Below are 13472 nucleotides of genomic sequence, written 5' to 3'. Positions count from 1 at the left end.
AATTGTTTATTAAATAAATTTCTTTGTTTTAAAATAAAAAAGCATGCCATTATTGACATGCTTTTTAAATTAATCATAGATTTACTCTAGTTATAATTTTCAATTTAAAACATTTTTTACATAAGGTCTTAAATTTTTTACTTATTTAATTCAAAAAATCATCTTGATTAATTTCCACTCACCTTTTTAGGCTACCTATTGTTATCAAACTTAATTTATTATCAAATCCAAACTCAAAATGCAAATATTTATTTTCCATTTCATACTTAATCCATTTCTGGCCTTTTTTTTCAGGGATACCTAGCAACTTTTCAATGTCAGATTTTGTTGAATCATAGTTAACATTAAAAATCAAATCATCCAAAAAAGGATATTTCACATACTCCTCATTATTCTGAATATATATAAAAATTACCTTAAGAGTATCATTTTCATCAAACTGAAAAGTAACCCCTCTTTTAAAAAACTCCCAATATGATAGTTTCTCTCCATCAAAATTAGTTATTGAGGTTTCAAAATCCATGGCAATAACACTAACTGCATCTAATATTATTTTATCTGGTATTGATCGCCCAATACTATCTAAAAAAATATTTACATTACCTAGTAAGTTCATTTAATTGATACCTCTATCTTTATTACGCTCAATAACATTTTTAATTGCTTCATCAACACTCTTGCGATCAAAACCTTTATTTTCTAAATTTTTTCTTAAAACATCTAGATCACATCTCTGGGCTTCACATAAATTCTGAGCATCTTTCTCTATTTGAGCAGAAGTATTTTTACCAGAATATGTTCTACCTGCTTTATGGGTATCTTTAGTAACCTCAATAACTGTTGCCTCATTATATAACGTTTTTGCCTCATTATCCGTTAATTTACGTCCTAGCTCATTTTCTTTTGTTTTTTTAATGCAGCGAATGACGGAATATGATCATGTTCTAAGCCATTTCAAACTTGTACTCTAGATTTATGAAATTACCAACTGACGTAGAAATATCAAGATCTAATAAAAAAGCATGTCATATTGACATGCTTTTTAAATAAACCCATTAATAATGAGACTATATTTTATTCAAAAAGACCTAATGTTATTTGCTTTAATCCTAGTTCTTGTTCAAACTCAAAGTGGATATATCTATGATCATCTATTTTATATTTGATCCAATTAGTTCCAGAAAAAATCGGCAGACCAAAAGCTTTAGTAACCTCTTCTTTTGTCGCACTTAAACTTAATCCATCTATTAAATAGTCTTTTCTTGAATATGAACTATATTCATCATTTGGTTTAATGAAAAAAAATATTGCAGATAATTTCTTTTCTTCAAATAGATACTCAACCCCACTTTTAAAGAAACGATAATAAGAGCTATCTTCAAAATCTGATTCATCATATTCAAAACTAGTACCAATTAACATTATTGAATTTAACATTTCATCATCGCCTTGAACCAAACCAAGACTATTTATAAATATAACAATTTCTCCACTTAGCTTATCCACTAATGAATCCCCTTATCTTTATTTCTCTCAGTTAGCTTTAAGATCGCGTCATCAACAGCTTTCTTACTATGCCCTCGATCTAAAAGGTTTTGCCGTAATACATCAATATCACAGCGTTGAGCCTCGCATAAATTCTGAGCATCTTTTGCTATTTGCTCAGTTGTATTTTTACCACTATGTGTTCTACCTGCTTTATGGGTATCTTTAGTAACCTCAATAACTGTTGCCTCATTATATAGCGTTTTTGCTTCATTATCCGTTAATTTACGTCCTAGCTCATTTTCTTTAGCTTTTTTCAATGCGGCGAATGATGGAATATGATCATGCTCTAAGCCATCACCAACTTGCGCTCTAGACTTAAGTTCCTTATATGAGCCAACCTCCAACTCTTTAACAGGATCTTTTTTATCAGCGACATCTGTTCTTGGCTTAGACGTATTGGTCTCAGAATCTTTACCTTTGACAATTTTACCGCCCACAACCCCAGCGCCAGCTCCCAATACAATATCGGTAATAACTCCAACGCCATCCTTACTCCATTGTAATTGATCTACTAGCTGTTGAGCTGTTTCATTACCGCTTGATTGAATTTGCTGCTTATTTCCTAAAATTAAATCAATTGTCTCGCCATCTGTATTCTGTAGCCCTGCAGTGATATCTCAAATGATAGGTTGTTTGACTTCCTCTATCTTTTCTCCTACAACACTATCCAAAACAATTGATTTAACTAAATTTGCTGGTCCACCTAATACTAACCCCAAAGCCATTCCCACATGTGCTGGATTAACTGGACTGCTTTCAAGTGCTTTATCTACTTTTTGTTTAATTTGACCAGCTTTAGTAACAACATCTAAAAGGGCATTTGTTGTATTATCAACCGCTATCTTCTCTGTTCCAAACATCGCCTCCTGACCTGTTCCATTTGGTAAAAGAATTCCCTTTGTTGCATTAACAACAATTGTTTCAAGAGGAATATCAAACTCGCGTACATTGCTATTTTTTTGCGTTACTTGTTCTTCAATTCGATCAATAACTTTTGATGCCTGTTCTTCACTAAAGCCTTGCTTAATCAGCTCTGCTTCAACTGAAGCTTTTTGTTTCGTATATTCATTAACCTCTTTGACTAGTTGTAAGGTCTCTGGATCATTCATCATCTGTTCGAAGTCTTTAGGCTCACCACCATTACGGATGTATTCTGGATATGCCTCTGCTAATACTTCGCCACCTGCTTTCATTTCCTCTGGCATCGTCACGAGTTTTGATTGAACATTATTTAAAGTTTGTAGAACTTTGTCTTTATATTCTCCATCAGGTAAAGCTTTGACAATATTCTCTGTACTCTGTCTAAGGTTCTCAGGCAAATCTTTCTGTTCTTGAACAATCTCGGCACGACCATCTTTACTTAATAAACGATGATCAACCGTCACCGAACCATCTAACATCCCTGTGGTTTGATCACGGGTAATCTCTTGTGCCGCGTTGATGTCTCGATTGGTATTTTCAGCTACATTTTTAACTGAACCTCGCCCCATCGTGGCTTTCGTCGTTTGTTCCGTTTCTTGACCTCTACTATTTAGTCCAATCGTGGTTGAACCATTCGGGAACTTACTGCTGTTTTGATCCAATCCTTTGGTTGACTTACCAACCGACGTAGAGAGATCAAAACCACTTTGCTTATTGTTGCTATGATCCTGAATATCTTTTAGCTCAAGCTCACCCGTAAAGTTAAGTTTGCCATGATCTTGCAATGTACCATCGGTTTGCTTACTGGCATTAGCAATGACACCACCAACGTTAGTGACTTTCTTCACGCCCATTGCATCGAGATCGGCATCATTTTGTGCATTACCAATCAATAATGTACTTTGGTTATTCACCCATGCACTGTCACTGTTCCCTTTGCTTTGATTTACGCCTAGCGTGACATTACCTGAAGTACCACCACCAATTGACCCTCCTTTACTGCTGTTACTGCTCTGTGCTGTATCTTGCAAGCTTTCAACATGAATATTGTTCACTTGTAGATTGCCTCTATCCTGTATAGAGACCGATCCACCTTTGATATTCAAGTTGTTTAAGCTACCCGAAACTTTATTCAGCTCAACTTGGCTGTTTACATGGTTGAGGCTTTGACTTTGAGACTGACTGTCTTGCTTACCAATCGATGCACTACCGCCACCGCCTGAGCTGATCGTGATTTTTTGGTTTTCAGTTTTAGTCTTACTTTCCTGCTGAGTACGTTCTGTGCCCGCAGTAATATTCAGATCTTTGGTGCCATCAAAAGTTGTTGTTCCTGTCGCACGTAAATTACTGCCCTGAATATTGGCATTTTGTCCTTCTGACTTCAGGGTTAAATTATTGAGTTCAAGATTACTACCTTGCCATTGTGTCTCTAAGGACTTAGTCGTACTTTCTGTTTTAATACGCTCGCCATTGGCACCAATTGTAAAGCCTGTCCCAAAACTGGTCGAGCCTGCGGCGGCTGCACCTGCCGCTGCTGCACCTGCTGCAATCTGAGCAGTCGCTAGATTAGTGGTTGCCATCGCAATATTGGCTTTACTGTCATTTAGAGCCTGTTTGGTAATTCGACCCGCAGCATAGTCTTTCTCAGCCTTGTTATAGGTGTCTTTTGCCTGAGAGAGTGCTTTAATTGCATCTTTGACTGCAATCAAAGCATTGGCTGCATCTAAATAGGCGTTACGAACACCCACTTCCGTGCTGACTTTTTCTGTTTTGGTTTTTTCTTCAATCGTGGTGGTATTTTCATAACCACCAATATTAAGCTCACCACGACCATGATCAATCACGGTATCTCCAGTGGCTTTTATATTTTGTCCGCGTAGATCAACCCCTTCAGTGCCTTCAATGGTTATGTTCTTCGCATTGATCTCACCAGATTTATGCGTGGTTTTGGTTGTTGTCGTAGTTTGCTCAGTATCTTCTGTAACAAAACCACCGAGACGGATATTATCGTTATTTAACTTAACTCCGAGCCCTTGAACAGTTTCCTCACCTTTAGCAATGCTCTGTTTTTCTGTTTCCTTCGCTGCATCTAGGGTGACTTTCTTACCAGATAAGTGAACATTATCAGCAGTCAAGTTACCACTGGTGATCGTAGTATTATTGGCTGAACCAATCGCAATATTTTCAGCAGTGAGTGTATTGCCTTGTTGCAGGGTCTTTTCTGTACGCTCTGATGAAGATGAGCCGACGCTAATTTTCTTATTTAACCCTAGGCCAGTTGCGCCAATAGCAACTGATTTGATTAATTCCTTGGCAATCCCTCGATAACCTTCTTGTTGCTCATCCCATTGTTTATTCTGGGTCTCGAGCGTATTCAAAGTGACATTTTCAGGCATTGTTGAGCCGTCTTTCGCCTTGAGTTGGCCGTTAGACTGACGCTCCATCAAGGTATTACCGACGATGATATTTTTACCCGCTTCAACTTTATTTGCTTCTAAGATAATGTTTTTACTGGCATTGATATCAACATTCTGTCCAGCTTTTAACTCAGTCTGGGCAATCTCTTGCTGCACAAATCCAGATTGACGGTTTTTATATTTAATCGCATCTGTACTTGAAGAAGCGATACTTTGACTTGTTTCATTAATAGTCGAATTTAATGCAACATTACCTTGCTGAGCTTGAATTTGTATATCCTTACCCGCTTCAGCTTTCAAATGTGTCGCTTGAATATCACCTTGCTTGGTATTCAGGACAATATTGCCCCCCGCCTTGATCTGATTGGCGATAGACTGACTCGATGACCATTGCTCACTATGTTCTGTCTTACCGCCCAATAATCCACCAGATTTACCTGTACTAGATGTATCTGTTGAATGAAGGTTATTACCATTTTCAAGCTGAATACCTTGTTTAGTATTGAGTAAAATGTTGCCTGATCTACTCTCAAGGTTGACCGCTTTACCCTCAATTTTATTTGCACTCAGGTCAATACTTCCTAAGCCAGATATTTTGCTGCCTTGATCAATTCGACGAATAGCCTGGTTGTAGTTCTTATCATCAACATAGCCATGATTGTTGACCTCAGTCTGAATCGCACCAATATTCAAGTTGCCTTGGCTTTCAATACGGGTATGTCCTGTTTGGTTCAGGATTTCAGCCCCTTTAATCGTTGCATCACCACCGACACGAACCGAGATCGAAGTTTTGAGATTTTCTGAATCAATCGTTTTTACACTTGATGGGGCTTTGGTGTAGATCCCCGCCACACGATCAATACCGGTACGGGTAAATACGCTTTCCCCAATCTTGTTTTCACTGCTTTGGGTTGAACTGCTTAAGTTGAGATTATTCCCCACATTTAAGTCAACCTTGTCCTGAGCATGGATTTGCCCACCAATAATATTGAGATCTTTTTTAGTGGTTAATCCAACTTGGTTGGCTTGGATGCGACCATTTAGTACATCAATATTTTCAGCATTTAAAACAACTGCTTGACGCCCAGCTATAGTCCCTGAGTTAATCACATTGTCTTTAACATCCAACTGAATCGAATCCGCTGAAATCAGCGTACCATCGCCTCTCAGATCACCGACACGTGCTTTGACATACACCTGTGGAACAAGGGCTTTGGTGCTGCTTCCATCTGCTAAAATAATGGTCTTTTCTTCAAGCCAGACAATATCACTGGTGAGCTGAGCAATCTGTTCAGGGGTTAAAGCAATCCCTGGCTGTAATTTGTACTGCTTCGCAAATGATGCACCATTATTCATCAAGGCCTTATATTGATCTTCATCTGAACCATAGCCATCAAGGAAACGTCGGCCCGTTAATTTTGCAACCTGATCTTGCACCAAACGCTGTTCATAATAACCGTCACCTAGACGTTTTTGCTGTAATGCAGGGTCTAAACCGAGTGCTTTAATCATATGGTCTGACGAAAGCCATTTCTTATAATTGGTAAAGGCTGGGTCTGTTTCAACCAAATGCTGAGCTTGGCTGTCTTTCGTGGTAATCAACAAGGCATTGCTAGGCAAACGAATATGATCTTGTGTAATAGTTCTTACCGTGACGTCATCCGATTGATGAATCGCGGATGCATCTTTTTTCACTCCATCTAATTGAGTACTTTTAACCTCATCAACATTTTGTTGCTGTCCACCCTCAAGTTCTGCTTTGCTGTCAACATTTAATGCATTCAGTCCATCAGGTTTCTTGATCGTCACGTCAAGGTCTGAAGTGACTTGACCTGCATTGACATCAATCTGCTGGTTTTGGCTGTGTTGATTGTCTCGTTGCGCTTGATTGCCCGTTTGTGCCTGATCAACGTGTTGCTGGATGGATTGCTGTTTAATATTCTCAGCCGGATTGGTTGATGTATTCAGCGTATGTTCTTTAATCTCACCTAAACGGATCGGTTGTGTGGTCACAACATCGGAAGGTTGATAATTAACTTTGCCTCCCCACTTATGTTTATGTTTGGTTCTTAGCTTATTCCAACCCACAGAGTGCCATTGGCTGGTCCCGTTTTCAACTTTATCAATAGTGCGTAAATCAGTGCTCTCATTGGTTATCGAACCAATACCATTCAAGATAGACTGACCCACAAGTACCTGACTGTCCTTATTCAGGAAATTTGCATCAGGTGAAAAACTCAGATTACCACCTGCAATAATCTGTCCAGGACTGGTGGACTGGACTTCATCTGCACTATGAACTTTGGTAAACTCGTATCTGGTCCAATCCTCACCGATTTCACGCGTTGCAGCGCCACCTTCTACGTCTGGGACAAATAGGATCGCATTGCTCAAGCCACGTTTTGATTTTCCTAGGCGGACATCTTTTGAGTCCCATGTTTGCCCATCTTTACCGTATTCAGTTACGCTTTCCCGCTTTTTCTCAATCAATTGAATGACCAGATTTTCATTCATATTTTCAATACGATGAGCGCCTAAATGCATATCTCCAATCGATTCAATGACCGCACTGCCATTGTAGATTTTATCTGCACTGCCTTGTGCTTTTAGGTTACTGTCTAGGCTGCCACCGATATTTAAATTACCAGCACTGAAAATCCAGGCATTGTCTCGCCCATTGTCCTTGACCTCTCCACCTGAACGGTTATTCAACGTTCCTATACCGAGATCCATATCTCCACGAGAAGCAATGACTGCGCCTGTACCTGCAAGATTACTCTGGTTATCTAGCGTATTGGCCTGAATCGCAACATGTGTACCATAAATCCGCGCACCATCATTCCAGACACGATTTGCCTGAATATGGGTCAGGTCACCCCCATTAATCAAACCTTGGTTATGTACTGTGTTTTGAGCAAGCAAATGCAGTTCATTTGCTGAAATAGTTGCATCTTTCTGGTTATCAATGTTTTGTGCATTCAGCATGATTTTCTGGCCAGCCGACAACTCAGACTGATTGATAATATTCTTTTCCGTACTTAACTTGAGTAAGCCATTTGCACCGATTTTTCCATCTTGAGTATGGGTAAAATCTTGTTTTAAATCAATTTCAACATTGCCTTCACTGATGATTTTGCCTTGGTTAACCAACTCATTGGCTTGAATATCTAACTGATTTTTTGCCAGTAGCTCACCACCGGTATTATCGATATTTAGGCCTTTCTCCGCAGTACCAATACGCAACTGATTTAAACTGCTTATAGTTCCGGCCTGATTCTTCAACTGGGCTTGAATATTCAGTTGAGCCTGATCATTGGCACGGATCACACCAGATTGGTTATCTAAGCGTTGTGCATGAAGCTCAAGATTTTTTGCGTTTAAGCCACCAGCAACCTTGCCATCTTTGGTTTGGCTGTTGATCACGTCATTGGCATGAATTGTCAGCTTTTCACCCGCCGTAATCTGGCTTCCAACCCCGCTGTTATCAATATGATCCACACTTAGATTGAGATTTTTTTGTGCTTGCAGCGTCCCCGCATTATTCTGAATTGCTCCACCATTCTGCTGTTGCTGAATGTTCAGATCAGTCTGGCTAATGATTTGCCCAGCTTGATTGCTAATATTCTGAGCAGTGATCTGTTGGGTATCCATTGAGGCAATATAGCCCTTCTGGTTTTCAAGTGTCGAAACATTCAGATCAATCGAACCCTGACTGAGAATCCCGCCTTGCTCACCAGAGTTATTGTTCAGCAAGGCCTGCTGATGGGTATTAATTTTAACAGACTGCTCGGCTTGAATCAGACCAGCTTGGTTATCCACAAGCCCTGTATTTAAATCAACCGTTTTTGCCAGAATCTTACCTTGTTGATTGTTTAGCTGTTGCTGTTGGGTATTAATACTCAACTGATTTTTTGCAGCAATTTGTCCAGTACGGTTATCTAGTCCAAGCGAATTCAGGCTTAGGTTCTGCCCAGCATAAATATCACCTTGCTGGTTAATCAGCTGCCCTTGGGCATGGACATTCAGATCTGCATTTTCCGAACGAAGCGTGCCTTCCTGATTATTCAATGTGCCAGTTTGAATAGCTAGATTCTGCTTGGCTGCCAAGACACCTTTATGATTATCAATGCTGCCTTTGACATTGAGCTGAGCTTGGCCTTCAGCAAAGATCTGTCCCTGCTGGTTTTTAAGCTGTACCGCATCAAGCCCTAAATCTTGCTTGCTGTACACCACGCCTTGCTGGTTATCTAATACAGCTGCATTGATCTTTGCATCAGTGCCAGCAAAGATTTCACCCGACTGGTTGTCTAAATTATTTTGGATGTTGAGATCAAGTTGGTTTTGTTCTGAACGGATTTTTCCTGCATTATTATTTAATACACCTGCATTTACTTGAAGCTGCTGATTCGCAACAACAGTTCCTGATTGGTTATTCAGTTGCTCGCTTACCGTCAGATTCTGCTGCGCTTTGGCGTATAGCACACCTTCGGTATTATCAATCTGCTGCGCATCAACCTGAAGCGATTGACCTGCAACCACTTTACCTTTTTGATTCTGAATATTCTTGGCTTTGATCTCAAGATTCTTGGCTGCAGAAATCTCACCAGATAAATTATTTAAATCATTTTGGACATTGAGCGTTAACTGCTCTTGCTGGGAACGGATTTGTCCTGCTTGATTGTTGATCGTGCCTGCCTGTAGATCAGCTTGTTTCTCTGCGGCAATCGTTCCTTTTTGGTTGTTTAACGATTCCTTGGCTGTCAGCTCCAACTGTTCGGCTGCATAAACAACACCCTCAGTATTATCTAAGCTCTTGAGCTGTAATTTGCTCGATCCACCCGCTTGTATTTTGCCTTGTTTAGAACTGACATGCTGTGCAGTTAGGTTTAGATTTTTAGCTGCCGCAATTAAGCCAGTATCATTTTCAACGTCCTGGTTGATCGTTAAATTCAGATCAGCATTTTCTGAACGGATTTGCCCTGCATGATTCAAGAGTTGGTTGGAGGTCAGATTCAGCGCTTGCTCGGCTGCAATCACCCCAGCACTGTTATCCGTAGTCCCTGCGACATGAAGATCCAACTGTTTTTTGGCGTAAATGGTTCCAGATTGGTTATTCAATTGTGCAGCATTCAACACGGCGTCCGAACCTGCAATCAGTTTCCCAGCCCGATTATCTAACTGCGCTGTATTCAGTTGCAAAGCCTGCGCTGACTGTATGGTTCCAGCCTGATTGTTGAGCGAACCTGCTACATTCAGGTTCACACTCGCTTGTCCAGATTGAATCTGCCCTTTTTGGTTATTTAAATCTTGTGCCTTTAACGCTAATGCCTGTTGTGAAGCAATTAAACCCTGCTGATTATTGAGCCCTTGTTTGACCTCAATATTGAGTTTTTTATCGGCATAAATCGTCCCTGACTCATTGTTCAGATCAGTTACACTTAGATCCAACTGGCCATTACTCAGTATTTTCCCAGTCTGATTATTCAGGCTTTGTGCCTTGATGCTGCTATTGCCAGCGGCACTGATCTCACCTTCACGGTTATTCAGCTCTTTATTGACCGTCAATTGAAGTGAGCCATCTTCGGCTGTTTGTAGCATTTGGCCTTTTTGATGGCTCAAACTGTCGGCACGCAGTTCAATACTTTTAGCTGAGGTGGTCGCACGGTCGAGATTGGCCGAACCCAGTTCAAGCTGCATATTGCCATTGCTTTGAATCTTGCCTTGCTGGCCTTGTAAATCTTGTGCAGTAATCTTGAGCTGCTGATCTCCCGCATGCAGGATTGCACCGTCTATCGAGCTCAAGTTCTTGGTCTTGATTTCGGTATGGGCAGCATTACTGATAATTTTCCCTGTATTGTTATCAATACGCTCTGCAATATTCAGGGCAAAATCACCTGTGCCCGTATGCTGGATTAAGCCTTTATTGTTATTGAGTTTTTGGGTATCGAGTTGGATATCCGTTGCGCTGTATTGTCCTGCCTCATTTTCAATACTTTGGCTGGCTTTTAGATTTAACTGTTGCTCGGCAATGAATTTGGCACGATTGGTCTTTAATTCTGTTGTCTCAACCTGAATGTTCTTGGCTTGCGCTGCACTATCACTTAGATCGGCCGTTTTGCTAGCCTTGACCATGACGTCTGCACCAGCCAAGAGTTTGCCTGCAATTTGTAGATCTTGTGCCGTGATCTCAAGCGTGGCCGCATCGTTATTGAGTTTACCATCAGCACTCAGACCAGCTGCCCAAATACTATCGGCATTGCTCTGAATTTGTTCAGCTTGAACCTGAATCTGATTTTGTGCTGCCAGTTGCCCATGCTGCTGTAACTGACTGACATGCAACTGTGCCGAGTCCCCCGCGTATATTTGCCCTGTATTGTTCAATTGCTGGCTTTGAATATTCAGGTTTTTCGCAGCAATGATATTGCCCGCTGTATCTTTACTGATGCCATTCTCAATATGCGTGGCTTTTAGCACTAAATCTTTGCTTTGACTTTGAAGCATGCCGCTTTGGTTATTGATCTGCTGCGATTCAATACTTAACTGCTGCCCTGAAATTTGCCCCGCGCTGTTATCCAGTCGATCCGCCTTGATTGCAACATCTTGCTTGGTCGATGCAATTACACCTTTCTGGTTATTCAGTTGCTCCGTTTGCAACTCGACATTGCTTACTGCAAGCAATTTCCCTTCTTGGTTATTGATATTCTTGCTGTCAATCTTCAGTGCCTGTTGACTCTGAATACTGCCCGCTTGGTTATTTAACTGTTGTGCGCGAATATCCAAGGCTTGAACAGCGTTTAACTGGCCTTGCTGGTTATTGACCTTGCTGGCTTGAATATCAATCTGGTTGGCAGAGAGCTTACCGCCTTGGTTTTCAAATTCCTGCCCCGCAAATTTCAATTCAGGCAGTTGTAATTCCCCACCAGTATTGTTGATCTTGTCCCGAACCGTCAGGGTCAGATCATTGTTATTGCTGATCTTACCACTTCGGTTGTTGAGCTGATTTTCAACCTGAATCACGCCATCGGCAAAGGTTTTCGGCTGCACATCGGTCGGTGCAACCACCTCAACCTTGCTGGCATCCTGTGCACTGCTGTTTTGTCCCGGATTTTTAACAGTTGGCGGTGCTGTATTATTGTCTGAACCACTATTGCCATTTGAACTGTCTGCGACAGCCCGACCAATCCGACCTTGCTGGTTGTCTAGACTTTGGGCAGTAATATTCAGCTTGGAGCCACCGACTTGTTCAATTTGGCCTTTCTCATTGCTGAGGTTTTTTGCAGTTAAATCAATACGGCCTGCATTGATGACCCCTTGATTGTTATTGATATTGCCTTTGGCATCGAGCTTGACTTCATCCATACTGGCAATCAGACCTGCATTACTGATATCTGTTGCCTGCAACTGAATTTTATTGTTGGTACTACTAATATTGCCAGTATTGCTAATATTTTGTGCCTTAAGCTCGATTTGATCTTTAGCGGCGACAATATTGCCTTGGTTGATTAAATCCCCATTGGCATTGAGCTTTAAAGTGGATTCAGTACTACTGATCGAACCCGCATTACGTACGCCAAGTCCTTGTTCAGTCCCGACCAAGAAAATCTTGCCTGCGTACATCCCCCCCAGTTTTCCAACATCCAGTGCAAAACCGGACGGGTTGCTGGATGCACCATTGCCATTTGGGTTTGGGCTATATTGTGGTGTGGTCTGGTCTTTAACCTGAATATCATTTTGGCCTAAAACTACATTGAGTTCTTTGGCATATAAACCTGCATTGACTTTCAATGCCTGCGTATAGATATCGGTAAATGGTGTCAAACTACCATTTAAGCCTTTACCTTCGATGGTCACTTGCCCTTCACGCACGCGGAAAGATTCAAGATAGCCTTGATTCATCACCGCTTGGCCCGTGGTTAAGGTAAAGCGATCTGCATTGATCACGCCACATCCATCACAGACCAAGCCTGCTGGATTGGCAATCACCACCTGTGCCGACTTGCCTGCAACTTCAAGGTAGCCTCTGAGCTGACTCGGGTTGCTGCTATTCACTTCATTGAGAATAACTTTAGCTTCACCCCGTGCAAGGTTACTATTGCCCTGTACCCAACCGCCAATCTGGGTTTGGGTATTATTGCGCGCATTGTTTAAGATCGCACCTTCTTGGCCGACATCAAATTGCTTATAGGTATTCCGCGATACGCCACCTGCACTCGGGGTCTGGATATTCACCTGTACCGTACCATTGGCAGAATTGAGAATTTGCGGTTGTTGATTATTGGGTGCTGAACGGTCTGCAATAATCTGGGTATTGGCAATACTGCTTAATGGCATGGTATAGACTACTGCACCCAACAGACTAATAACAGCAAAATTGAGTGGATTCAGTTTCTTATAAGCATGAACAGCCGATGTCTCAATAGTATCTGTTACCGTGGAACCACTTTGTCCCGCTGTTTTGCTTCGGCTTTTTACAATTTCAGCAACCGCTATAAACATGCCACGTGCTTGGCTAAAAATAACGCGATATCGATTCTTATTCATACCTAAAATACCCAATCTTTATTTATTTAATTAATTCAAAAAAAA

General features: G+C 41.0%; 4 protein-coding genes. All 4 read right to left on the bottom strand.

Features of this window, described 5'->3' with window-relative positions; translation table 11 throughout:
- Positions 1-178: 178 nt before the first annotated feature.
- Positions 179-616, bottom strand: a complete 438-nt coding sequence (locus Aba26S_RS01485; RefSeq protein WP_043969833.1) for a hypothetical protein — start codon at positions 614-616, stop codon at positions 179-181.
- Positions 617-1074: 458 nt separating this feature from the next.
- Positions 1075-1506 (bottom strand): hypothetical protein, encoded by a 432-nt coding sequence (locus Aba26S_RS01480; RefSeq protein ID WP_043969832.1) that lies wholly within the window; start codon positions 1504-1506, stop codon positions 1075-1077.
- A complete protein-coding gene (locus Aba26S_RS01475) occupies positions 1506-1985 on the bottom strand; it encodes a hypothetical protein (protein WP_155770349.1) in 480 nt (159 codons plus the stop codon). The genes Aba26S_RS01480 and Aba26S_RS01475 overlap by 1 nt, the downstream gene beginning before the upstream one ends.
- 180 nt (positions 1986-2165) lie before the next feature.
- Positions 2166-13427: a hemagglutinin repeat-containing protein gene (locus Aba26S_RS01470; protein WP_245107071.1), complete on the bottom strand. Its 11262-nt coding sequence runs from the start codon at positions 13425-13427 to the stop codon at positions 2166-2168.
- Positions 13428-13472: the final 45 nt, after the last annotated feature.

The sequence above is a fragment of the Acinetobacter sp. NBRC 110496 genome (assembly GCF_000876115.1).
In the GTDB taxonomy this organism is placed as follows: Bacteria; Pseudomonadota; Gammaproteobacteria; order Pseudomonadales; family Moraxellaceae; genus Acinetobacter.
Note: the sequence above shows the minus strand (reverse complement) of the source record. Positions and strands in the feature narration are given on the sequence as shown.